Below are 24147 nucleotides of genomic sequence, written 5' to 3'. Positions count from 1 at the left end.
TTCATTCCTTCGTCCCGCCGGCGGTCAGGCCCGCGACGAGGAATCGTTGTGAGAACAGGAAGATCAGCAGCACGGGGGTGATCGACAGCAAGGTCGCCACGGCCAGCGTCGGCAGCTCGATCGAGGTCACGCCCGCGGCGGTCGGGTTGAAGGCCGGCACGCTGCTGAGCAGCTCCGTCAGGCCCACCTGGACGGGGGCCGCCTGCCCGGGCACGGTCAGGAACGGCAGGAAGAAGTTGTTCCAGTTCGCCACGAAGCTGAAGAACCCGACCAGCGCGATCACCGGGAGCGCCAGCGGCAACCCGATCCGCAGGAAGACCGCCACCTCCCCGCACCCGTCGATCCGTGCGGCGTCGAGCAGGTCGCGAGGGACGCTCGTCGAGAAGTAGATGTACGTCAGGTACACGCCGAACGGGTAGAACGAGAACGGCAGGATCGCCGCCAGAGGTGTCCCGATCAGGTTCGCGGCGGAGAGCTCGAGGAAGATCGGCAGGACCAGCGCGGTGTTCGGGATCAGCATCACGACCAGGGTCGTGGTCAGCAGGACCTTCCGCCCGCGGAAGTCGCCGAGTGCCAGCGCGTACCCGGCCGGGATGGTGGTCACCAGGGTGATCGCCAGGGCCGCGAGCGAGTAGTACGCCGAGTTCCCGAGCCACCGGAAGACGATGCCGTCCTGGAACCGGACCAGCGCGTCCCAGTTCGCCACGAGGTCGCCCGCCGTGCCCGGCGTGAACGGTCCCGTCGTGATCAGGTCGTGCGGCGACTTCCCCGAGGCGATCAGCAGCCAGAGGATCGGCACGACGAAGAAGACGACGAAGAAGACGGTGACCAGGACGGCGAACGCCCGGCCGAGCCAGGCCGCCGGACCGAGCTCGTGGCGAGCCGGTCTGCGAGTTCGCTCGACGGTGTCAGTCGCGCTCAAAGAGACCTCCCCTCACGACGAAGAACGTGCTCAGGCCGAGCGACACCACCAGCAGGATCACGGCGATCGCGGCGGAGCCGTTGAGGTCCTGCTGCTTGAACGCGTACAGGTACGCGAGCTGGTTCAGCGACCAGTCCGCGGGCACGACGGCGTGGCTCGCCTGGGAGAGCACCCGCGGCTCCACGAACAGCTGGGTGCCGGACGCGAGGGACATGACGGCCATGTAGGAGATCCACTTGCGCAGCATCGGCAGCTGGATGTGCAGCGCCGTGCGGACCGGTCCGGCCCCGTCCATGCGGGCGGCCTCCAGCACCTCGTGCGGGATCGAGTTGAGCGCGCCGTACATGACGACGATCCAGCCGCCGGCCCCGGTCCAGAAGGCGATGATCGCGAGGACGACCGGCAGGTTTCCCGGTGAGATCGTCTGGACGAACGTCTCGAACCCGAAGGCGCGCAGGACGGCGGAGACCGGGCTCACCGTCGGGTTGAGCACGAAGAGCCACAGCACCACCGACGACGCCCCGGCCAGCGCGCCAGGGATGTAGTAGACGAACCGGATGCCGGAGCTCAGCCATCGCCGCCCGATGCCGTGGACCAGCAGGGCCAGGAGCGTCACGAGCACCAGGAGGGCGACGAGCCACGACAGGAGGAAGGCACCCACGTGCAGGGCCCCGGGCCAGAACCGGAAGTCCTGGAGCACGCGGGTGAAGCTCGCGACCCCGCTGAACCGCCCCTCGCCGTCCAGGAACGCGATGAACACCGCGTACAGCGCGGGCAGCACCCCGAAGGCGACGGCGAACAGGACGTACCCCGAGACGAAGAGGTAGCCGATCCGTGACCGTCGCCCGGCGACCGTCGTCCGCTTGCTCCGCGGCGGGTGGTGCCGCCGGCTCCCGGAGGAACCGGTGGCGGCGCCACGGGCCGGGGGGCCCTCGGTTGTCGGCGCGGTCACTTGATCGTGTACCCGTTCACCTGGGCCTCGTTCTCGATGGCCTCCTGCCACTGGGGCAGGAGGTCGACGAGGCTCTCCCCGGCGGCCAGCCTCGGGGTGACGGTCTTGGCCCAGACGGCCTCCTGGCTGAACCGCGGGTAGCCCCAGCCGTCCCAGATCTGGGTGGCCGCGGTCGAGACGTTCGCCCTGAAGTCACCGGCGAAGAACCCGCTCTCGGCCTGCTTCGCGAGCCACTTGTCGGCCGCGGCCTCGTACGCCGGCAGTCCGGGTGCCAGGTCGACCTGGTAGCGCTCGTCGCTCGTCACGAACTCGAGGAACTTCTCGGCGGCCTCCAGGTTCGCCGAGTGCCGCGAGACGAACCATGTCCCGCCACCGACGTTGCCCGCGGCCGGCTCCTCACCCTCCCACGCGAGCGGCAGCCCCGCGGCGACGGTGCCGGGCTCGGCGGCCAGGGAGTCCGGGTTGTCGAAGAGCGCGCCGGAGTACCAGACCGGACCGGGGAGCATCAGCACCTTGCCGGTGTACTTCTGCACGAACTCCGGGGTGAAGACGCTCTCCTGTGCCAGGACACCCGCGTCGAGCAGTTCGTCGATCATTGCCGCCATGTCCTGCGCGTGCGGGTCGGACGTGTCGGTGCTGAAGGTGCCCGAGTCCACGACCGTGTTCACGGGCGCCTTGCCGCCCCAGAAGTAGATCTCCTCGGCGAACGCGTCGCCGACGGTGCCGACGATGTACCCGGGATGCTCGGCCGCGACCTTCTCGCCCAGCGCCTGGTACTCCTCCCACGTCGTGGGCACCGTGTAGCCGAATCTCTCCATGAGGCTCTCGTCGTACCACGTCACCGTCGGCGCGAGGTCGTTGCGCAGGCCGTACACGGTGCCGTCCACGGTGAGCGGCGCGAGGGCGCCCTCGGTGAACCCGTCCAGGAACGACTGCTCGAAGTAGCCCTTGTCCAGCGGCGCGGCGAAGGGGTCGTCGCCCTGGCTGGCCCACGCCGCGTCGTTGTTCTGCGTCGAGAACACGACGTCGGGCCAGCCGCTCCCGGCCTGGTCGAAGGCCTGGACCTTGGTCTGGAACGAGCCGGAGCCGTCCGCCCCGCCGTCGTAGGTCTCGATCGTGACGGGGACGTCCGGGTTGGCCTTCACGAAGGCGTCCGCGGCCGGCTGGCGCGAGGCGTCGACCCAGACGGTGAGGGGGGCGTCCGCCTGTTGCTCGACCGCCGCGAAGCCGTACGGCGAGTCCGCCGCTTCGCTGTCCGTCGAGGCGCCGGGCGTGCAGGCGCCCAGGGCGAGCATCGAGACCCCGAGCGCGGCGACGGTTGCGACGGCACGCCGGGTTGGCCTCGTCGACCGTTCGCGAGTGTGCGTAGTCATGGCTGTGTTCCTTCTTCCTCGGAGAAACGACCAGCGCCGCGCAGGCACGGCTACGCGCCGAGTAGATCATACATGTGACGTTTACTCCAAGTCCCGCTACCCTGTCCGAGGCGGCGCGCCGAGGCGTCACCCGACCGACCCAGGAGGCACCCTTGCCCAGGACGTCCATCCCCGCGAAGTCGAGCACGGTACTGGCGCCGGGAGACCCGGGTTCCCCGGTGCTGCTGATCACCGACTGCGACCACGACACCTTCGACGCCGAGATCGCCGTCGCACGGCAGGCCGGGGTGGAGCTGCGGCTGGCGCAGGCGCGCACGGCGCAGGAGGTGGTCGCCGCAGCCGCAGGTGCCGCCGGCCTGGTGGTGCAGTACGCCCGGATCAGCGCGGCGGTGCTGGACGCCCTGCCCGGGCTGCGGGTCGTCTCCCGGTACGGGGTGGGGGTCGACTCGGTCGACGTCGTCGCCGCCACCGCGCGGGGGATCACGGTGTGCAACGTGCCCGACTACGGCACGGAGGCTGTTGCCGACCACGCGATCACGCTGGCCCTGGCCGCCTCACGTGGCGTGGCCCGGCTGGACCGCGCCGTCCGCGCGGGGCGGTTCGACCTCCGGGCGATCCGGCCCGTGGGTCAGGTCCGCGGCTCGGTGCTCGGCGTCGTCGGCCTCGGCCGTATCGGGCAAGCGACGGCGGCCAAGGCGCGCGGGCTGGGGTACGAGGTGGTCGGGTGCGACGTGCGCGCGCCCGGCACCGACGGCGAGTTCCACGGGGTGCCCGTCGCGCCCCTGGACGAGGTGCTGCGCCGGTCTGACGTCGTCTCGCTGCACACCCCGCTGACGGCCGTGACCCACCACCTGATCGGGGAACGGGAACTGGCCCTGATGAAGCCGACGGCGGTCCTGGTCAACACCAGCCGGGGCGGCGTCGTCGACACCGACGCGCTGGTCGCAGCGCTGGGGGAGGGGCGCCTGCGGGCGGCGGGGATCGACGTCCACGAGAAGGAGCCCGTGCCGGCGGGCCACCCCCTGACCCGGCTGGAGAACGTGGTGCTCACCCCTCACCTGGCCTGGTACACGGAGGAGTCCTACACCGAGCTCAAGCGGCGCACCGTCCAGAACGCGGTGGACGTGATCGCCGGGAGGGCACCCCGGCACGTCGTGACGGAGGCGGCGCGATGACGGCGACGATGCGGGCCGCCGTGTGGCGGGGGCCGGACGTGATCACGGTCCAGGAGGTCCCCTTCCCTGAGGTACCCGAGGGGTGGGCGCTGGTCGAGGTCGAGTACACGGGCATCTGCGGCACCGACCTGTCGATCCTGCACGGTACGCACCCGCGCGCCCGGCCAGGTCTCGTGCCGGGCCACGAGATCGTCGGCGTGATCGCCGACGCCGGGACGACCGGGCTCACACCCGGCGTCCGTGTCGTGGCCGAGCCGCTCGTCTCCTGCGGGGACTGCCTGGCGTGCCGCTCGGGCAGCACGCACGTCTGCCGTGACCTGAGGCTCTTCGGGATCGACGCGCCCGGCTCCCTGGCCCGGTACGTGGCGCTGCCGGCCGCGGCGCTGCACGTCGTCCCGGCGGGGGTCCCGGCCCGGCAGGCCGCGCTGGTCGAGCCGCTGGCCGTTGCGGTGCACGCGGTCGCGCTCTCGGGCCTGAAGGAAGGCGACACCGTCGCCGTGCTCGGCGGCGGCCCCGTCGGCGTCCTGACCGCCCTCGTCGCCGGGCACGCCGGCGCCGGCCGGGTCGTCGTCGGTGAGCCGCGTGCCTGGCGGCGCGACGTCGTCGCCGGGCTGGGTGCGGACGTCGTGCCCGACGGCGTGGACCCGGCCGCCCACCTCGCCGCCCTCACCGCGGGCGAGGGCGCCGACGTCACGTTCGACGCCGCGGGGCACCCCGCGGTCGCCGCTGCGCTGCCCGCCGTGACACGCGTCCTGGGACGGATCGTCGTCGTGGGCGTGCACAAGCAGCCCGTCCCCGTTGACCTGCAGGCGGTCTGCTTCAAGGAGCAGACCCTCGTGGGGGTGCGCGTGTACACGCGCGACGACGTCGCGGAGGCGGTCCGTCTGGTCGCGTCCGGGGAGCTCGGGCTGGAGCGCCTGCCCGTCGTGGAGTTCGGCCTGGACGACGTCGCCGCCGCGTTCGACGCCGCCGCGGCGGGGCTGGACAACCTCAAGGTCCTCGTCCGCCCGGACGGTCGCGGTGAGCGCCGCGTTCTCGCTCGTGGGCGGAGGCCGGCTGCCGTGCGGCTACCCTGACGGCGTGCCCGCTCTGCCTGTGACGGTTCGTGTCGCCGACCTGCCGGATGTCCCCGGCCTCGTTGCGCTCGGCGTGCGGACGTTCGTCGACACCTATGCCGCCGCGAACGACCCCGCCGACGTGGAGGCCCAGGTCGCGGCGACCTACTCCGAGGAACTGGTCGGCGCGGCGCTGCGCGACCCGTCGGTCACCTACCTCGTGGTCGACGACGACGGCGGCCGTCTCGCCGGCTTCGCCAAGGTGGTGGTGCCGAGCCACGAGGAGGGGATCGAGGCCGATCGTCCGGCGGAGATCAGCCAGCTCTACGTGGACTCGGGTCAGAAGGGTCGCGGGATCGGCCGGGCTCTCGTGGACGCGGGTGCGGCACACGCTCGGGGGCTCGGCTGCGACTACCTGTGGCTGGGCGTGTGGGAGCGGAACCCGCCGGCCATCGCGTTCTACGAGCGGATCGGGCTGCGGCAGGTCGGGACGCATCACTTCCAGTTCGGCTCGGACCTCCAGACCGACCTGCTGATGGGGATGTCGCTGATGGTGTCCGACAGCCGCTGACGAGTGGCATCGACCCCGGCGATCACGACCCCGCGCCTCGCCTGAACCGCTGGTGGGGCCGCCGAGCTGACCGGGTCGCCCGTTGCGGTTCAGTCGAACGCCCGGCAGGCCAGCGGGGGCGGTGTGGCGAGGGAGCCGCCGGCGGTGAAGCCGAAGTAGGTCGTCGTCCCGGCGGCCATCGGCTCGCCCCAGCTGGACACGGTCCTGTCGGTGAGCGTGCCGCCCCAGACGTAGTAGACGTTCAGGTCGCCGGGCAGGACCGTCTCCCAGCGGGTGATCGGCGTGGAACCGGCGGTGACCGCCACCTCGGTCGCGTAGCCGCCTTCCCAGGTGGCGATCGTCCGCAGTTGTGCGGTGCAGGAAGGCGTGGGTGTCGGGGTGGGGGACGTCGTGGCCGCCATGCTCGGGACGGCGGTCAGGCCGAGGCCCGCGGCGAGCGCCACCCCCGCCACGAGCGAGACACCGGTGAGCAGGCGGCGGCCGGGGCGGGGTACGGGGTGCGACGACAGATCCATGATTCCTCCTGGTGAGCCCGCACGATCAGGGAACGGGCAGGGGAGCGGCCCGTCGTCCGCCGACCATGCCGACGATCCCTGGGGCGGACAAGAGCGACAAACGATTCGTCGCCGAACCGCCCGCCACGGCCGCCCACCACGGCCCGGGCCGGGCCGCGTCAGGGAGAGCCTTTCATCCTGCAGCCGACGGGTTCGTGCACTTCACCCCCGGTGAAGCGTCACGAATCCGGGTCATGGCACTCCTGGTTGTCGGGCCTTGTAGCCCGTACCGATCGGTCCGTCCGCGGACCACCTCATTCCCAGGAGATGCTTGTGGAGTACTACCCCCGTAACGGCCGGCTCGACCGCTCGCACCGAGCGCGTCTTGTCGGCCTCGTCCTCGCGGCTGCCGCGGCGTTCACGCTGTCCGCGTGCGAGGACGTGAGCGACCCCGGTGCCGGTCCGTCGCCCGAGCAGACGGCGTCGGGCAATGCGGCGACGTCGTCGGACACGGAGCCGACGACGTCGGCCGCGGCTGACAGCCCCGAGGCCGGCCTCGACCCGGCCGCCGCCGGCACGTTCGAGGCCGACGAGACCACCGGCCACATCCGTTTCCCGATCGACGCCTACCAGGACTCGTACCGCGAGCTCGTGACGCTCGACTACGCGCGCGCGATCGGCGTGGCCGCGTGCGCCCGGCTCGACGGCCTGGACGTGCGGGTCGTGCAGCAGGACCTGGCGGTCTACGACACGCCGTTCATGCCGTTCGGCGCCTGGGCGCGGCCGGTGGCCGAGCAGTGGGCGTTCTCGTCCGGCCCGGACCTCCAGCCGGCCCTGGAGTGGTATGTGGGCGGGTCGGTCTCGGCTGCGGGGGTGGCGAAGAAGGAGGCCGACCAGGCGGTGCTGGACGAGTGCTGGGAGTCGGCCGAGGTGGCGCGGTTCGACCCGATGCTCGTGACCAGCATGGGCGAGCCCGCCCAGGACTGGCGGGGCGAGATCGAGCAGATCTGGCTCGGCCTGGAGCAGGGCAAGGACTTCCGCGCCGTCGAGAAGGAGTACGAGGCGTGCCTGGAGACGGTGGGCGTCGAGCCCTCCGCCGACGTGCGCGGCGGCGCCACGGGGATGGAGGTCTCCGACCGCAGCCAGCCGCAGATCGACCTGGCGCTGCACGTCGTGGGCTGCAAGGAGCGGACGGGGTACGTGGACCGGCTCGCCGGCCTGGTCGCGACGCGCCAGGAGGCCGTGATCGCGAGGCACCAGGAGGAGCTGACGGCGTTCCGCGCCGAGCTCGACGGGGTCCTCGCCGCCGCGGAGGAGTTCATCGCGCTGAACGAGGCCGACCTCGTCGTCGCCGGCTGACCCGGCCCGTGACCCGGCCGGCGCGCCGCACCGCGCGGCACACCGGCCGGGCCGGGTCCGTGAGGTGGCAGGATCGGCCCGTGAACGATGAGCACGACGTCGCTCCGGGCGATGATGACCTGGGGCCGAAGCACCCCGTCTTCGCGGCACACTTCCGTGATCCGATCTACGACGACGCCGGTGACGACTTCGCGCCGTTCGGGAACGACGCGGGCTTCGACGTCCTCCACGACTGGATCGCGCGGCGCGACGAGATCGACGGGTCGACCACGGTCGCCGACCTGATCCCGCAGTGGTCCAACGAGCTCGCCGATCTTCGAGCCTCCGCGGACCTGCCCGTGGTCGATCTCGACCAGATCGACGTAGACCTGGTGGACGTGCTGATCGGCGCTGGCTTGACATTGCTTCGGCTCGCGGGCCGGATCGACGACGACGGGCGGGCGCTCCTGGTGCGGGCGATCGACCTCAAGGCGACCAACTGCACCGGTATCCCGGCGAGTGCCGTCAGGCCACTGCATGTCATGCGTGCGGACCTGAGGTCCTTCCGAGGTCTTCGGCGAACGACGGTGCCCTCAGGCCCTGAGTCGTGAGGGCGTGCAGGACCGGCCCACGGCAATGGTTCAGGTGCACGGCCGACGAGTAGCCAGCCGGTTCCCCGATCAGTGTGTCGCTGCGTCCCAGGGGTTCACGAGGTCTGTTCCGGTTCCGCTGAAGTCTGCGGTGTTCCGCGTGACCATCGTCATGTTGTGGGTCAGGGCGGTGGCGGCGATGAGCGCGTCCGCCTTCGGCCGGGGGTCGGGGACCTGGAGGCGGGCCTCGCGTTCGGCGATCTCGCGGGTCACCGGGAGGATCCGGCCGGTGAAGTCGGGGAGCACCTCGTCCTCGAGCCAGGATCTGAGCAGGGCACCTTGTGCGGGATCCTTGCGTTCCATGGCGAGGACGCCGGCGGTCAGTTCGCCGACGGTGATGACGGACAGGTAGGTGTCGTGGCCGGTGACGGATTGCAGCCAGGTGTTGAACCGGTCGTCTCGACGGTGCGGTTTCTTGCGCAGTTCCGAGATGACGTTGGTGTCCAGGAGGTACAGGGGCACGGTGTGTCAGTCCCCCAGGTCCGGGATTCTGCCGAGGGAGCGGTCGCGGTGGATCTCGAGGTCGCCGTCGTCCTCGACGTCGGCGGGAGCGATCATGTCGAACAGCGAGATGCCCTTCTGCGGGTTCCGGAGGCGCTCGTACTCGGCGATCGACAGGACGACCGTGGTGGTGTGGCCGCGGTCGGTGACGAACACGGGCTCGTGCTCGCTGAGGGCCTTGACCTCGCTGGGCTTCTGGTTGAACTGGCTCGCGGTGACGACAGACATGAGGACGCCCCTTCCAACTACCTAGTTAGTTTCATACTCTACGCTGGTGGTCCACTCGCCGTCGATCTGGGCCTGGTGTCCGGCGTGCAACTGCGCCGGATCGGCGGCCTCCTGGAGCAGCTGGGCCCGTCGCCCAGGACCTCTGACCGCCGACGGGGGTGAGTGGCTGCACGACGCCGCTGCCCTTGCCGGCAACCTTCACCGCACCAGGCTGTTGCCCTGGACGGCGGCCAGGCGGGACTTCACGCTGAGCAGCGTCTCGATGATGAGGTCCTCCCGGCCGTCGCCCAGGCGGCTGATCGGCACCGCCACGCTCATGGCGTCGACCGCGCGGTTGCTCAGGGGCAGCGTGACGCCGAAGCAGCGCACGCCCAGGCAGGACTCCTCGCTCTCGGTGGCGTAGCCCTGGTAGGCCGCCGTGTCGATGATCTCCAGGACGGCCTCCTTGTCGGTGGTGGTGTGCGGGGTGATCGCGGCGATCGACTCGGGGACCAGGTCGCGGCGGTTCTCGGCCGGCATCTCGGCGAGCAGGGCGCGGCCCAGGGAGGTGGCGTAGGCGGGCAGGCGGCGTCCGACGGCGGAGTGCATGCGCAACGGGTGCACGGACTCGCGCTTGGCGGTGTAGATGACGTCGCCGCCGTCGAGGCGGCCGAGGTGGACCGTCTCCTGCGTTGCGGCGGCCACCTCGTCGAGCACCGCCGTGGCCTGGGCCAGCACGGGGTCGCCGTCCAGGTAGGCCGAGCTCACGACGAGGCTGTGAATGCCGAGCTGGTAGACGCTCCCGGTCGGGTCGGTCTGCAGCCAGCCCCGGTCGGTCATCGTGCGCAGCAGCGCGTGCAGGCTGCTCTTGGGGATGCCCAGCCGCGTGGAGAGCTGCAGCTGGGTGCCGGGGCCGTGGGTCGCGATGTCGTCCAGCAGGTCGAGCGCACGGGCCGCGGACTTCACCGCCCCGGTCTCCGTCGCGCCGGACGTTCCTCGCTGTAGCTGCATGAACGCTCTCCTCTGACTCTGACCGCGTCAACCCCGCCCGGGACCGTCCGCGGGCGGAACTCATCCTACCGCCAGTTCGCATACATGGACTGACTTCAACCCCTTGACCTTCTGATCGAGGCGGGTCTATCGTCAGTCGCGTTCACATAGGCGAACGCAGTTCACAACCCGAGGGTGAGTTGATGATCCAGGTTCGATACTCGATACCTCCGTCCGGTGCGGAGACGGCCACGACCGCGGACCTGAGGGCGAGCCTTCTGGTCGGCGACCTCTTCGTACGCGGCGAGGTCAGGGGCACGTACACGCACGACGACCGGCTGCTCGTCGGCGGGGCCGTTCCCGGGGACGACGACGTCGCCCTGCCCGCGTGGTCCGAGGTGCTCGGCACCCAGAGCCACCTCGAGCGCCGCGAGCTCGGCGTCGTCAACGTCGGGGACGCCGGCCACGTCGTCGTCGACGGCGAGAAGTTCGAGCTGGAGCACCTCGACGGCCTGTTCGTCGGCCGGGGGAGCGACGTGACCTTCGGCGGCGAGGACGCCGCCTTCTACTTCGTCTCCGCCCCGGCCCACGCGACCTACCCGGCCCGCGCGCTGGCCCACCGCGACGTGGAGCCGGTCGCGCTCGGCTCGCCCGACGCCGCCAACGAGCGCCGGCTCTTCCGCTACGCCTGGGGCGAGGAGGTCCAGACGTCGGTGCTCCAGTTCGGCGTGACGGTCATCGCCCGCGGCTCGGTCTGGAACACCTTCCCGCCGCACCTGCACGACCGCCGCACGGAGGTCTACTGCTACGTCGACCTCGCCGAGGACGACCGCGTCTTCCACTTCCTCGGCCGGCCCGGCGCGACCCGCCACCTCGTGCTGCGCAACCGCGAGGCCGTGATCAACCCGCCGTGGTCGATCCACTCGGGCGCGGGCACCGGCTCGTACGCGTTCATCTGGGCGATGGCCGGCGAGAACAACCGGTACACCGACCTGACCCCCGTGCCGACGGAGGACCTGTGAGCACCGCCGCCCACAGCTCTCCCTTCGACCTGTCCGGCCGCTGCGCGGCCGTCACCGGCGCGGGCCGGGGCCTCGGCCAGGCGATCGCGCTCGGCCTCGCCGATGCGGGGGCCGACGTCGTCCTGCTCGGCCGCAAGGGCAACCAGGACACGACCCGCGACCTGGTGGCCGCGACCGGCGCCCGCGTCGACGTCGTCGACCTGGACGTCGGCGACCTCGACGCGGTCGAACAGGTCGCCGCCGAGCTCAACGCGACCCGCCGGATCGACGTGCTGATCAACAACGCCGGTGTCATCGACCGCGCCGACTCCGCCGACGTCACCCGCGAGGCCTGGCACCGCGTCCTCGACGTCAACCTCAACGGCCTCTTCTTCCTCACCCAGCAGCTCGGCCGCCCGATGGTCGAGCGCGGCCACGGCAAGGTCGTCAGCATCGCGAGCCTGCTGTCCTTCCAGGGCGGCCTGCGCGTGGCGTCCTACGCGGCCAGCAAGCACGCCGTGGCCGGCCTGACCAAGGCGCTGGCCAACGAGTGGGGCCCGCACGGCGTCCAGGTCAACGCGATCGCGCCGGGCTACATGGTCACCGACAACACCGCCGCGCTCCGCGACGACCCCGACCGGGCCCGCTCGATCCTCGAGCGCATCCCGGCCGGCCGCTGGGGCACGCCCGAGGACATCGCCGGAGCGGCGGTCTTCCTCAGCTCTCCCGCCGCCGACTACGTCAACGGCCACGTCCTCGTGGTCGACGGCGGCTGGCTGGCCCGCTGACCCCTCATCGACAGTTCGCAGCACCACAGCAAGCAGCGCCGGACCCCGGCACAGAACACACGAGGAGCAACAATGAAGTTCACCTCACGACCCGTGGCCGCCGTCCTCGGCGCCGGCCTGGCGGTCGCCACCCTCACCGGCTGCACCGAGACCACCGCGGGCACCGACGGCGGTGCGCCCGTCGAGGGCGCCGCGTGCGATCCCGCGAACGTCAAGCTGGTCGGCCAGGTCCGCAACGAGTCCAACCCGTACGAGGCCGCCTGGCTCGACGGCGGCGACGCCTTCGCCGAGCAGGTCGGCCTCACCCAGGAACGCCTCACGTACGACGGCGACTCCACGCGCCAGCAGGAGCAGATCAGCCAGCTCCTCGCCGGGGACACGGAGTGCCTGGTCCTGAACGTCCTGCCCAACGGCGACTCCGACACCCCGCCCGTCGTCGAGGGCGTCGAGGCGTCGAGCGCCTACGTCGTGACGCAGTGGAACAAGCCCGCCGACCTGGCGGTCACCGACTACGAGCGCTGGCTCTCGCACATCACGTACGACGGCGTCGAGTCGGGCAAGCAGATCGGTGACGCGCTCGCCGAGGCCATCGGCGGATCGGGCGGCATCATCGCCCTCCAGGGCATCCTCGACACCGGCGCCGCGAAGGACCGCTTCGCCGGGCTCGAGGAGTCCCTCGCGGCCAACCCGGGCGTCCAGCTGCTCGACGAGCAGACCGCCAACTTCTCCCGCGCGGAGGCCCTGGAGGTCACCAAGACGCTGCTCACCAAGCACGGCGACCACGTCACGGGCATCTGGGCCGCCAACGACGACATGGCGCTCGGCGCGCTCGAGGCGCTGGAGCAGGCGGGGCGCGACGACGTCGCCGTCGTCGGTATCGACGCCGTGCCGGACGCGCTCGCCGCGATCGAGGACGGCACCATGACGGCCACCGTCTCCAGCGACGGCCCGTGGCAGGGCGGCATCGGCCTGGCCATCGGGTACTGCGTGGCCACGGGTGAGCTCGCCGCCGCGGACATCGCCGACGAGAACCGCGCCTGGTACGCCGAGCAGTTCCTCATCCAGCAGGACAACGTCGCCGAGTTCCTCTCCCCGGAGACCAGCGCGGAGGACTTCGCCTGCGAGAACCTCTTCAGCCGTTCGCAGGGTGCGATGTCGTGACCATGACCTCCTCCGCCGAGGCCGGCACCGACGCCGCGCCCGCACCGCGCCCCCGGCCTCGGCGGGGGGTGTCGCTGCGGGGCCTGGCTCCGCGCGCGCTGTCACTGCGGGACGCCGGGCCGCCGATCGCCCTGGTCGTGGTGTTCGCGGTCTTCGCCGCGCTCAGCCCCGGCTTCCGCACCCTGTCCAACGTGCAGAACATCCTCGACGCGGCGGCCGTGCTGGCCGTGGTGACCTGCGGCGTCAGCTTCGTGCTGCTGACCGGGTCGATCGACCTGTCCGCGCCGGGGATCATGGGGGCGTCCGCGATCACGGTCGCCCTCCTGGTCGCCAACAACCGCAACGACAACGACCTCGGGCTGCTCGGCGTCGCCGTGGCCGTCCTGCTCGGGGCGGTGCTCGGCGGGCTGGGCGGGCTCGCGCTGGTGGTGCTGAGGGTGCCGTCGTTCATGGCCACCCTCGGCGTCTCCGCCGTCGGGCTCGGCGTGGCCACCCTCCTGTTCGGGGGCGTGCAGCCCAACATCACCGACGCCGTGGTGGGCGGCTGGGCCGTCCAGCGGTTCGCGGGCCTGGCGCACCTGACCTGGATCGCCGTCGGCTGCGTGGTGCTGGGCTGGATCGTGCAGCGCTGGTCCCGCCTGGGCCGGCGTGCCCTGGCGATCGGCGGCGCCGAGGAGGTGCTGGGGTTGTCCGGGGTGCGGGTCGCGCCGTACAAGGTGGCGGTCTTCACCATGGCCGGCGCGTTCTACGGGCTGGCCGGCGTGATGGTCACGAGCCAGCTCGGCGCCGGCCTCGTGCAGGCGGGCCGCGGCTACGACTTCTCGGCGATCACGGCCGCCGTCGTCGGCGGGACCCTGCTCACCGGGGGCCGCGGCGGCGTCCTGCACTCCACGGTCGGCGTCCTGCTGGTGACGGTCCTGACCAACGGCCTCGTGCAGGCCGGGGTGAGCCCGTACTGGCAGGGTGGCGTCCAGGGCCTCATCGTCGTCGCGGCCGTCGCGGCCGCGGTGCTCCCGCAGCGGCACAGGAACCAGGTGACGAAATGACCACGACGGAACACGCGCTCGAGGTGCGCGGCCTGGTCAAGCACTACCCGGGCGTCAAGGCGCTCGACGGCGTCGACCTCGCCGTCCGGCCGGGCGAGGTGCTGGGGCTGGCGGGCGAGAACGGGGCCGGCAAGTCCACGCTGCTCAAGGTGCTGGCCGGGCTGGTACGGCCCGACGCCGGGGAGATTCTCGTGCGCGGCCGGGCGGTGCGACTCCGCGGCGTCGTCGACGCCGCCGACCACGGCATCGGGATGGTCTTCCAGGAGCAGTCCCTCGTGCCCAACCTCACCGCCGCCGAGAACATCGTGCTCGGCAGCGAGGGTCCGGGCGTGCGCGGCGGCCTGTACCGGTGGCGCACGATGCGCAGGCTCGCGCAGGAGCAGCTCGACAAGATCGGGTCGCACATCGACCCCCTCGCGCGCACCGACACCCTGAGCTTCGCCGACCGGCAGATGGTCGAGATCGCCAAGGTGCTCCGTATCGAGGAGCGCACGTCGCACCCGCCGGTGATCATCCTCGACGAGCCGACGTCGGTGCTGGAGCCGCAGGAGATCGAGACCCTGTTCACGCAGGTGCGGCGGCTGCGCGAGTTCGCGTCCGTCGTCTTCGTCTCGCACCGGCTGGACGAGGTGCTCGAGGTCTGCGACCGGGTCGCCGTGCTGCGCGGCGGGAAGTCGGTGGGGGAGCTGCCCGCGGCGGGCGCCGCTCCCGCGGACCTGCACCGGATGATGATCGGGTCCACCGGATCGGACGACCACTACCACGGCGGGGCGGGCGAGTCGCCTGCCGGGAGCGAGCCGGCCCACGCCCGCCTCGTCGTCCGCGGCCTCACCGGCCGCGCCTTCCGCGACGTCGACCTCGACGTGCGCGCCGGCGAGATCGTCGGCATCGTCGGGGTGCACGGTTCCGGGCGCGAGGACGTGTGCCGGGCGCTGTTCGGCGCCGAGCCGGTCACGGCCGGCGAGGTGCTGCTCGACGGCGAGCGCCTCGACCTGTCCGGAACCCGCGCGGCGTGCGCGGCCGGGATCGGGTACGTGCCCGCGGAGCGCAAGACCGAGGGCATGGTCGGCCCGATGTCGGTGGCCGACAACATGACCCTGGCCAAGCAGCACGCCCGGACCACGGGTCCCGTGGTCCGCCCGCGCAAGCAGGCCACGCTGGTGGACACCTGGATCGAGCGCCTCTCGATCCGCACGCCGCACCGGGCCACCGCGATCCAGCGCCTGTCCGGCGGCAACCAGCAGAAGGTGGTGCTGGCCCGCTGGCTCGTGTCCGACGACGTCCGCCTCCTGCTGCTCGACCACCCGACGCGCGGGCTCGACGTCGGCGCCCGCTCGGAGGTGTACCGGCTCATGCGCGAGCTTGCGGCGACCGGCGTGGCCACGGTGCTGCTCGCCGACAGCCTGGAGGAGGCGATCGGCATGTCCGACCGGATCGTCGTGATGAGCGACGGCCGTGCGACCACGCAGGTCGCGGCTCCGGCCGGGGCCAAACCGACCCCGCTCGACCTCGTGAAGGAGATGGTCTGAGGATGTCCGTCCCTGTCGCAGAACCGGCCCTCGCGGAACCGGCCCCCGAGCAGGCGGCGTCGGCCCCGGCGCGCCTGACCCGGCGGCTCACGAACGCCATGCCGGTCGTCGCGCTCGTCGTGCTGCTCGCGGCGCTGACGATCGCGGATCCCGGCTTCCTGACCCTGAACAGCCTCACCGCCGTCGTGCGCACCGCGGCGCCGCTGGTCGTGCTCGCCGCCGGCGCCACGCTCGTGGTCCTGTGCGGCGGCATCGACCTGTCGATCGCCGCGCTCTGCTCGCTGTCCACGGTCCTGTTCGCGCTGTGGCTGCCCGACCTCGGCGGGCTCACCCTGCTCGCCGTGGTCGCGGTGGCCGGCGCGGCGGGCGCGCTGCAGGGCGTCGCGCACGTCCTGCTGCGCATCCCGTCGTTCGTCGTCACGCTCGGCGGGATGAGCGTCTTCGCCGCGGTCGCGCTGGTGATCTCCGGCGCCGGCCCGGTGCGGGTGGCCGACCGCGAGGCCACCCACTGGCTCAACCTGTACCTCGCCGGCGTGCTGCCGACGGCGTTCGTCGTCGCGCTGCTCGTCGTCGTGGCGGTCTCGCTCGTCCTGCGGTTCACCCCGCTGGAGAGCTGGGTCCGCGCCACCGGCTACTCCGAGGCGGCGGCCCGCCTGGCCGGCGCCCCGGTCGACCGGGTCAAGATCGCCGCCTTCACCGTCTCCGGCGCGTGCGCGGGCCTGGCCGCCGTCATGCTCGTGTCCCGCAACTTCAGCGGCAGCCCCACCATGGCCGACAACCTGCTGCTGCCCGCGGTGGCGGCCGTCGTCGTCGGCGGCACGGCCATCACCGGCGGGCACGGCTCGCTGTGGCGGAGCCTGGCGGGAGCCCTCGTGGTGACGCTGCTGCGCGTCGGCCTGCCGATCGTCGGCGTCCCGTCCGCCTACGAGCAGATCCTGTACGGCGCGATCATCGTCGCCGCCGTCGCGCTCACCCTCGACCGGTCCAAGGTGCTGGTCGTGAAGTAACCCTCGTCAACCCGCCGTCGTCGTCCCCCACCCACAAGGAAGGCCTCATGTCCGAGAACTCGCACCTCCTGCCCGCCGTCACCTCGTTCCTCTCCTCGCCCAAGCAGCTCCTGATCGACGGCGAATGGGCCGACGCCGCGGACGGCCGGACCTTCGCGACGGTGAACCCCGCGACCGAGGAGACCCTCGTCCAGGTGGCCCGCGCCTCGGCGGACGACGCCGACCGCGCCGTCGCCGCCGCCCGCAAGGCGTTCGAGGACCGCTCCCCGTGGTCGCGCATGACGCCGCGCGAGCGATCCCACCTGCTGTGGCGCATCGGCGACCTGATCGACGAGCGCACCGAGGAGTTCGCGCAGCTCGAGTCGCTCGACAACGGCAAGAGCCTCACGTCCGCGCGCGGCGACGTCGGCGTGGCCGCGGAGCTGTTCCGCTACTTCGCGGGCTGGGCCACGAAGATGGAAGGCACCACCATCCCGATGTCGGTGCCCGGCCGCGACTTCCACGCCTACACGCGCCGCGAGCCGATCGGCGTCGTCGCCGGCATCGTGCCGTGGAACTTCCCGCTGACGATGGCCGCGTTCAAGGTGATCCCGGCGATCACGGCCGGCAACACCGTCGTGCTCAAGCCCGCCGAGCAGACCCCGCTCACCGCGCTCCGGCTCGGCGAGCTGCTGCTGGAGGCCGGCGTCCCGGCCGGGGTCGTCAACGTCCTGCCCGGCTTCGGGGACGCGGGCGCGGCCCTCGTCGACCACCCGGGCGTCGACAAGGTCGCCTTCACCGGCAGCACCGAGGTCGGCAAGAAGATCGCCGCGGGCGCGTCGAAGAACCTCAAGAAGGTGTCGCTGGAGCTCGGCGGCAAGGCGCCCAACATCGTCTTCGCCGACGCCGACCTCGACGCCGCGATCGCCGGTGCGGCGCTCGCGGGCTACTTCAACGAGGGCCAGTGCTGCGTCAACGGCTCGCGCCTCTACGTGCAGCGGGCGGTCTTCGACCAGGTGGTCGAGGGCGTGGCCGCGGCCGCCAAGGCGATCCGCGTGGGCGACGCCTTCGACCCGGCGACCACGATGGGGCCGCTGGTCTCGGCCGAGCAGCACGAGAAGGTCATGGGCTACGTGCGCGGGGCGGTGGCCGACGGCGCCACGCTCGTGGCGGGCAGCGGGGACCCGGCCGCCGACCGCGGCTACTTCTTCGCCCCGACGCTCGTCACGGACGTCACCGAGCAGATGGCCGTGCAGACCGACGAGATCTTCGGCCCGGTGATCACCGCCGTGCCGTTCGACACCGAGGACGAGGTGGTCGCGGCGGCCAACAACACCGTCTACGGCCTGGCGGCCGGCGTCTGGTCGCGCGACCTCGGCACCGCCCACCGCGTCGGCGGCCGGCTGCGGGCCGGCACGGTGTGGCTCAACACGTGGCACGCCGACGACGTCACCCTCCCGCGGGGCGGCTACAAGCAGTCCGGCTGGGGCCGCGAGCTGGGCTCGTTCGGCCTGGAGGACTACACCGAGCTCAAGACGGTCGTCGCCGAGCTCCGCTGAACTGCCCCCGGCCACCCGGATCTCCGCGATCCGGGCGGCCGGGCCTGCGCGGGCGCGCCCGCAAGACACCTCAAGAACCACATGCGAAAAGGGATTCAACGATGAACCTGTTGCGCAGACCAGACCGGAGGCGCCCCGCGCGCCGCTTCTCCCGGACCCGCCTGGTGGCCGTGCTGGCCGCCCTGACGATCGCGGTTCCCCTCCCCGCCGCCGCGCTGCCCGCGCAGGCGGCCGCGGCCGACGACGGCGTCCTGCGGGTCCTGCTCTTCTACAAGCCCAACTTCCACGCCTCCCACGTCCAGGCCCGCGAGGCCGTGCGCGACCTCGCCACGCAGCTCGGCACCCAGTACTCCCAGCCGGTCGAGATCCAGGAGACCGAGGACGCCGGCGCCTTCACCACGGCGAACCTGGCCACGAAGGACGCCGTCGTCTTCGCCCAGACCGGCGGCATCCTCTTCGACGCGAACCAGCGCGCGGCGCTGGAGGCGTACATCCGCGCAGGTGGCGGCTACCTCGGCATGCACTACGCGGGCTGGTCGGTCGGCCAGAGCGAGCACGACGTCAACCCGTTCTACGCCCGGCTCGTCGGCGCGGTCTCGGAGGGTCACCCCGAGAACCCGGCGGTCCGCCCGGGCCGGGTCGTGGTCAAGGACACCGCGCACCCGCTCACCCAGGGCCTGCCCGCCGACTTCACCCGCAGCGACGAGTGGTACGACTGGGTCGTCAACCCGGCCCCGAACGTCCGCACGCTGCTGGAGGCCGACGAGACCTCCTACGGCATGGGCCGCAACGGCACCAGCCACCCGATCACCTGGTGCCAGGAGATCGACGCGGGCCGCTCCTGGTACACCGGCATGGGCCACGAGGGCACCGCCTACTCCGAGGCCCCGATCCGCACCCAGCTGAAGAACGGCCTCGCGTACGCGGCCGGCCTGCTGCCCGCCGACTGCTCCCCGCCGGACAAGGCCGAGCACGGCTCGTGGAGCGGTGTCACGCCGTGGCCGCTGGTCCCGATCAACGCGGCCCTGACGTCCGACGGCCGCGTCCAGAGCTTCGGCAGCGTCTCCTCGGGCTGCACCGACGCCACGCCGTACGACTTCGGCGGCAACTCGTGCGTCACCCAGGGCGGCCAGATGGAGACCGACGTCTGGGACCCGGCCGAGCCCCGGACCGTGGCCAACGTCCGCTCGGGGATCGTCGAGAACTCCACGTACACCGACCTGTTCTGCTCGATGCAGGTCCAGATGCCGCACAAGCACGCCACGATGACCGTCGGCGGCGACGACGGTCTGGGCGGCAACGCGCCCAACGACGCCGCCATCGGCGTCACCAGCTACACGACCAACCAGGGCCTGCGCACCGAGGCCCCGCTGAACCACCCCCGCTGGTATCCCACGGGCACCACGCTCCCCGACGGCTCGATCGTGGTCCAGGGCGGCAGCCTCGAGGGCGGCCCCGGCGGCCCGGGCGTGCTCACCCCGGAGCTCTACACCCCCGACGAGGGCAGCTCGTGGCGCCTCCTGGACGGCGCCACCAGCGCCGCGGCCTGGGGCGACGGCGGGGGAGACCTCGGCCCCGACGAGAACCGCTGGTGGTACCCGCGCGCGTTCGTCGCGCCGGGCAACGGCAACGTCTTCACGATCACCGGCACGCAGATGTTCGAGCTCGACCCGTCGGGCGACGGCAGCGTGACGCTGCGCGGCAGGCTGCCCGACGACGTCGCGAACCAGGGCACCCTCGGTAACCCTGTGGGCGCCACCTCGACGGCGACGATGTACCGTCCCGGCAAGATCCTGCAGGTGGGCGGCGGCTGGTGGGCCAACGGCGGCGGCCCGGACGGCGCCCGCGCCGGTTTCACGGTCGACATCACCGGCGGTACGGCGTCGCCCGTCGTCGAGCGGACCCGCCCGATGCGGTACGCCCGGCACTGGGCCACCTCCACCGTGCTGCCCGACGGCGACGTCATCGTCACCGGCGGCGCGCGCGACAACAACGGCAACGGCGGTTACGTCACCACCGCCGAGATCTGGGACCCGGACACCGGCGAGTGGACCGCCGTCGACGTGCCCTACGAGCACGCCCGCCTCTACCACTCCACGGCCCTGCTCCTGCCGGACGGCCGCGTGATGGTGGGCGGCGGCGGCACGCCGGGCCCGCGCAACTACACGGACGTGGAGTTCTACTCCCCGGCCTACCTGTTCGACGGCGACGAGCCCGCGGTGCGCCCGCAGGTCTCGGGCGTCCCGAGGAAGGTCGGCTACGACGGCACGTTCGACGTCCAGGCGGACGGCCCCGTCTCCCGCGTCACGCTGGTCCGCAACGGCTCGGTGACGCACGGTTTCAACAACGACCAGAACTTCCAGGACCTCGCGTTCGTGCAGGACGGCGGCACGCTGCGGATCGAGACCCCGGCCGACGGCACCTACGCCCCGCCCGGCGCGTACATGCTGTTCGTGTTCGACGAGGACGGCACGCCGTCGGTCGCCGACATCGTCGAGATCGACCCCACGGTCGAGACGGACGCCCGCACCCCGCACCTGGTGGACCAGTTCGAGTACCCGCGCATCCCGGCCGAGTGGCGGTCGGCCAACCCGCCGGCGGTCGTGGACGTCGCGCCGGGCGACGGCCGCATGTCCCCGTGGGAGGTGGACGACGCCGTCCAGCTCGTCCGGGCGGCCGCCGCGAGCCAGGGCGGCCTCGGCGCGACCGGCTATCACCTCGGCGTGGGGGCGCAGGGCAGCCTGACCCGCACGGTCAAGGGGCTCGACCCGGGCCGGGAGTACCGGATCTCGCTCCGCTACGCCCGCGACAGCCGGTCGTCCGGCACCGCACCCGGAACGGCGCGGCTCTCGGTCGGCGACCTGTCCACGACGCTGAGCGCCGGGGCGGACCTGTCGTCGCAGACGAAGTTCGGCACGTACGCCGGCACCTTCGTCGCGGGCGCCCGCTCGCAGGACCTCATGATCTCCGCCGGGGACTCCGGCGCGGGGGTGATGGTCGACGACCTCGTCGTGGTCAGCTCCGACCCCGGCACGTCGGACGTCGCCGTGCACTACGAGCTCGACGAGGGCACCGGCACGAGAACGGAGAACAGCGGGACGGACCTGTCGGCCGGGCACGCCACCCTCACGGGCGCGACCGGGTGGAGCGAGGACGGCGTCGTCGGACACGCCCTCGACCTGCCCGGCGGGAGCAACGCGAACGCCGTCGACCTCCCCGACAACCTGCTCCAGGGCGAGACGGACTTCACCACCTCGTTCTGGGTGCGGCCCGACACGCTGACCGACTGGACCGGCCTGCTCCACCTCGGGGACGGGACGGGGGACGCGGGCAGCTTCTTCCAGCTCCAGATGCGGACCAACGCCGCGGGCGCGACCGGGCTCGCGGCCACGTTCAAGGCCAAGGGCGCCGCGCTGCAGGAACGCGTCTACGCCACGCCCGCCCAGGACGTGACGACGGGCCGGTGGAACCACGTCGCGTTCACGCGGCAGGGTGCGACCGGCACGCTCTACCTCGACGGCAGGCCGATCGCGTCCCGCTCCGACCTGACGATCGACATGGCGGACGTCGGGCCGACGTCGGACAACTGGCTGGGGCGCAACGGGTTCCCGGATCCGGCCTTCGACGGCCTGATGGACGACGTGCGGCTCTACACCACCGCGCTCGGCGACGCGGACATCGCGGCGCTGCACGCCGACGGGACGGCGCTCGCCACGACCACCGCGGTCACGGTCACGCCGGGCTCCCCGTCGCCGTTCGGCGAACCCGTCACGGTCTCCGCCGCGGTCTCGGCCGCGACGGGCCCGGCGCCGTCGGGCGTCGCCGAGCTGTGGGCCGACGGCTCACGCGTCGGCGGCCAGGCCGACGTCGCCGACGGGGCGGCGCGGTTCACCGGCGTCGCGCTCTCCCCGGGGGAGCACGAGGTCACGGTTCGCTTCCTCGCCGACGACGGCTGGCGGGACTCGGAGCACACGGTGCGGCACACCGTCGAGCGGCCGCCGCCCGGCGAGGGGACGCCGGTCCACTACACCTTCGACGAGGGCCAGGGCACGACGGCGGCCAACACCGGGCTGGACGGCTCCATCGGGGCGGCCACGCTCACCGGGGCGGCCGGCTGGACACCGGACGGCCGGTTCGGGTCCGCGCTGCACCTCCCCGGCGGGGCGGCCGGCACGGGCAACCAGGCCGAGCTGCCCGACGACGTCGAGGCGGGCATGGACGACCAGTTCAGCGTCTCGCTGTGGGCCCGGCCGGACAGCCTGCCCACCTGGGTGCCGCTGCTGCAGATCGGCAGCAGCACGGACACGTTCTTCCTGCTCCAGTCCAACACCCAGACCAGCGGCGCCACCGGCTTCGCGGCGACGTTCAAGGCGCCGGGGACACCGGGCAGCGCGCAGGAGCGCCTGGTCCTCGGCCAGGGCAAGGATCTGCCGCTGAACCAGTGGACGCACGTCGTGTTCACGCAGAGCGGCTCCGTCGGGAAGATCTACTTCGACGGCGTGCTCCAGGCCACCCGGAACGACTTCACCCTCGACATCGGCGACATCGGGGTGGACGGCCGGACCACGGCCAACCTCATCGGCGGGACGAGCTGGCCCGACGCCCGCTGGGACGGGATGGTCGACGACTTCCGGATGTTCGGGTACGAGCTCACCGCCGAGCAGGTGGGCGAGCTGGCCGCGGGGACGGCGGTGAACGCGGCGCCGGTAGGGGCCGCCGACGCCTACGGCACCGTGGAGGGCGAGCCGCTGACCGTGGCCGCGCCGGGTGTGCTGGCCAACGACACCGACGCGGACGGGGACGACCTGACGGCGACCGGGGCGGTGCAGCCGGCCCACGGCGACGTCGTCCTGCACGCCGACGGGTCGTTCACGTACACGCCCGACGCCGGGTTCTCCGGCCTGGACACCTTCACCTACAAGGTGTCCGACGGCGCCGCGACGTCGTCGGACACGACCGTGCGGATCACCGTGGAGGAGGCGCAGCAGCCCGTCAACACCGCCCCGGTGGCGCGGGACGACGCGTGGTCGGCCGTGGGCGGGGAGCCGCTGACGCTGCCGGCGCCCGGCGTCCTGACCAACGACACCGATGCGGACGGCAACGTCCTGACCGCGACCGGGGTGACCCAGCCCGCCAACGGGACGGTCACCCTGGCGGCGGACGGATCCTTCACCTACACCTCCGACGCCGGGTTCTCCGGCAAGGACGTGTTCACCTACCGGGCCGACGACGGGCAGAGCCGTTCGGAGCCCGCGACCGTGACGATCACCGTGCGGTCACCCGCCGTGACGGCGGTGGCGGGGGTTTCCCTGCCGGTCACGTACGGGACAGCGGGCAGCGTGTCCGTGGCGGTGTCGCCCGGCACCGCGACCGGCGAGGTCGAGCTGAGCGACGGCGGAGAGCTCGCCGTGCGGGCCACGGTCGCCGACGGGCGAGGGACCCTCGTGGTGCCCGCCCGGTCGCTCCGGCCGGGGACCCACGACCTGACCCTCCGGTACCTGGGCGACGCCGACCACCGGGCGTCGTCGTCCACGGTGCGGTTCGTCGTGGAGAAGGTGGTGCCGACCATGGAGATCACCGCCGCACGCTCGGGGCGGCAGGCCGTGGTGGAGGTGGCGCTCGCGGCCGCGAACGACGTCCCGGTCTCCGGGCAGGTGCGGCTCGCGGTGCAGGGCGGGCCGACCCAGCTCGGGACCGTCGAGGACGGCCGGGTGCGGTTCGCGGTGCCGGCGCCGAAGAAGGGCGGGCTCACGGTGACGGCGTCGTACCTCGGGAGCGAGCTGGCGCTCGCGGCCGAGACGAAGGTGACGGTCAAGGTCACGTAGCCGGCCCGGGGGAGTGAGAGCGCC

General features: G+C 72.4%; 20 protein-coding genes. 13 read left to right on the top strand and 7 right to left on the bottom strand.

Translation table 11 applies throughout. From position 1 onward, the window contains the following. Position 1 precedes the first annotated feature (1 nt). From ABD208_RS15820 to ABD208_RS15810, 3 genes are read right to left on the bottom strand one after another with little or no spacing between them, the layout of a single operon-like run. Entirely contained in the window at positions 2–922 is a 921-nt protein-coding gene (locus ABD208_RS15820; RefSeq protein WP_344104688.1) for a carbohydrate ABC transporter permease, read from the bottom strand. Further along, on the bottom strand, positions 909–1874 hold the full coding sequence (locus tag ABD208_RS15815; RefSeq protein WP_344104686.1) for a carbohydrate ABC transporter permease: 966 nt from the start codon (positions 1872–1874) through the stop codon (positions 909–911). The genes ABD208_RS15820 and ABD208_RS15815 overlap by 14 nt, the downstream gene beginning before the upstream one ends. Continuing rightward, a complete protein-coding gene (locus tag ABD208_RS15810; RefSeq protein ID WP_344104684.1) occupies positions 1871–3247 on the bottom strand; it encodes an ABC transporter substrate-binding protein in 1377 nt (458 codons plus the stop codon). Before ABD208_RS15810 ends, ABD208_RS15815 begins: the two co-directional genes overlap by 4 nt. Before the next feature lie 152 nt (positions 3248–3399). Between ABD208_RS15810 and ABD208_RS15805 the strand changes: the two genes are divergently transcribed. From ABD208_RS15805 to ABD208_RS15795, 3 genes are read left to right on the top strand one after another with little or no spacing between them, the layout of a single operon-like run. Continuing rightward, positions 3400–4422: a C-terminal binding protein gene (locus tag ABD208_RS15805; RefSeq protein WP_344104682.1), complete on the top strand. Its 1023-nt coding sequence runs from the start codon at positions 3400–3402 to the stop codon at positions 4420–4422. After that, positions 4419–5498, top strand: coding sequence for a zinc-dependent alcohol dehydrogenase (locus ABD208_RS15800; protein WP_344104680.1), 1080 nt, complete (start codon positions 4419–4421; stop codon positions 5496–5498). Before ABD208_RS15805 ends, ABD208_RS15800 begins: the two co-directional genes overlap by 4 nt. Positions 5499–5502: 4 nt before the next feature. Beyond that, the gene (locus ABD208_RS15795; protein ID WP_344104678.1) at positions 5503–6048 is read left to right on the top strand and encodes a GNAT family N-acetyltransferase; all 546 of its coding nucleotides are present in this window, start codon (positions 5503–5505) and stop codon (positions 6046–6048) included. Positions 6049–6137: 89 nt separating this feature from the next. Here the strand turns inward: ABD208_RS15795 and ABD208_RS15790 are convergent, their stop codons facing one another. Next, positions 6138–6563: a cellulose binding domain-containing protein gene (locus ABD208_RS15790; RefSeq protein ID WP_344104675.1), complete on the bottom strand. Its 426-nt coding sequence runs from the start codon at positions 6561–6563 to the stop codon at positions 6138–6140. 312 nt (positions 6564–6875) lie between these two features. Between ABD208_RS15790 and ABD208_RS15785 the strand changes: the two genes are divergently transcribed. Together ABD208_RS15785 and ABD208_RS15780 are read left to right on the top strand one after the other, a co-directional pair. After that, positions 6876–7901: a hypothetical protein gene (locus tag ABD208_RS15785; protein ID WP_344104673.1), complete on the top strand. Its 1026-nt coding sequence runs from the start codon at positions 6876–6878 to the stop codon at positions 7899–7901. An 80-nt stretch (positions 7902–7981) separates the two neighbouring features. Then, positions 7982–8491, top strand: a complete 510-nt coding sequence (locus ABD208_RS15780) for a hypothetical protein (protein ID WP_344104671.1) — start codon at positions 7982–7984, stop codon at positions 8489–8491. A gap of 69 nt (positions 8492–8560) precedes the next feature. Here ABD208_RS15780 and ABD208_RS15775 read toward each other — a convergent pair whose 3' ends face one another. From ABD208_RS15775 to ABD208_RS15765, 3 genes are all read right to left on the bottom strand, one after another. Further along, positions 8561–8992, bottom strand: coding sequence for a type II toxin-antitoxin system VapC family toxin (locus tag ABD208_RS15775; protein WP_344104669.1), 432 nt, complete (start codon positions 8990–8992; stop codon positions 8561–8563). 6 nt (positions 8993–8998) lie between these two features. Continuing rightward, positions 8999–9259, bottom strand: a complete 261-nt coding sequence (locus ABD208_RS15770; RefSeq protein ID WP_344104667.1) for a type II toxin-antitoxin system Phd/YefM family antitoxin — start codon at positions 9257–9259, stop codon at positions 8999–9001. Between the two features lie 198 nt (positions 9260–9457). Continuing rightward, positions 9458–10249 carry an IclR family transcriptional regulator gene (locus ABD208_RS15765; protein ID WP_344104665.1) on the bottom strand — a complete coding sequence of 264 codons (792 nt, stop codon included), beginning with the start codon at positions 10247–10249 and terminating at the stop codon, positions 9458–9460. 182 nt (positions 10250–10431) lie between these two features. Here ABD208_RS15765 and kduI point away from each other — a divergent pair, with 182 nt between their 5' ends. The 8 genes from kduI (at position 10432) to ABD208_RS15725 (ending at position 24123) form a co-directional block, all read left to right on the top strand. Then, positions 10432–11250, top strand: coding sequence for a 5-dehydro-4-deoxy-D-glucuronate isomerase (kduI, locus tag ABD208_RS15760; RefSeq protein ID WP_344104663.1), 819 nt, complete (start codon positions 10432–10434; stop codon positions 11248–11250). Further along, positions 11247–12017, top strand: coding sequence for a 2-dehydro-3-deoxy-D-gluconate 5-dehydrogenase KduD (gene kduD, locus ABD208_RS15755; protein ID WP_344104661.1), 771 nt, complete (start codon positions 11247–11249; stop codon positions 12015–12017). Before kduI ends, kduD begins: the two co-directional genes overlap by 4 nt. 72 nt (positions 12018–12089) lie before the next feature. Next, positions 12090–13178 (top strand): sugar ABC transporter substrate-binding protein, encoded by a 1089-nt coding sequence (locus ABD208_RS15750; protein ID WP_344104659.1) that lies wholly within the window; start codon positions 12090–12092, stop codon positions 13176–13178. Between the two features lie 2 nt (positions 13179–13180). Further along, positions 13181–14224: an ABC transporter permease gene (locus tag ABD208_RS15745; protein ID WP_344104819.1), complete on the top strand. Its 1044-nt coding sequence runs from the start codon at positions 13181–13183 to the stop codon at positions 14222–14224. Then, the gene (locus tag ABD208_RS15740) at positions 14221–15753 is read left to right on the top strand and encodes a sugar ABC transporter ATP-binding protein (protein WP_344104657.1); all 1533 of its coding nucleotides are present in this window, start codon (positions 14221–14223) and stop codon (positions 15751–15753) included. The genes ABD208_RS15745 and ABD208_RS15740 overlap by 4 nt, the downstream gene beginning before the upstream one ends. Positions 15754–15755: 2 nt before the next feature. After that, positions 15756–16760, top strand: coding sequence for an ABC transporter permease (locus ABD208_RS15735; protein WP_344104655.1), 1005 nt, complete (start codon positions 15756–15758; stop codon positions 16758–16760). A gap of 47 nt (positions 16761–16807) precedes the next feature. Then, the gene (locus tag ABD208_RS15730; protein WP_344104653.1) at positions 16808–18298 is read left to right on the top strand and encodes an aldehyde dehydrogenase family protein; all 1491 of its coding nucleotides are present in this window, start codon (positions 16808–16810) and stop codon (positions 18296–18298) included. 101 nt (positions 18299–18399) lie between these two features. Then, positions 18400–24123, top strand: a complete 5724-nt coding sequence (locus ABD208_RS15725) for a LamG-like jellyroll fold domain-containing protein (protein WP_344104651.1) — start codon at positions 18400–18402, stop codon at positions 24121–24123. Positions 24124–24147 lie beyond the last annotated feature (24 nt).

The organism is Myceligenerans crystallogenes (genome assembly GCF_039529775.1).
Taxonomy (GTDB): domain Bacteria; phylum Actinomycetota; class Actinomycetes; order Actinomycetales; family Cellulomonadaceae; genus Myceligenerans; species Myceligenerans crystallogenes.
Note: the sequence above shows the minus strand (reverse complement) of the source record. Positions and strands in the feature narration are given on the sequence as shown.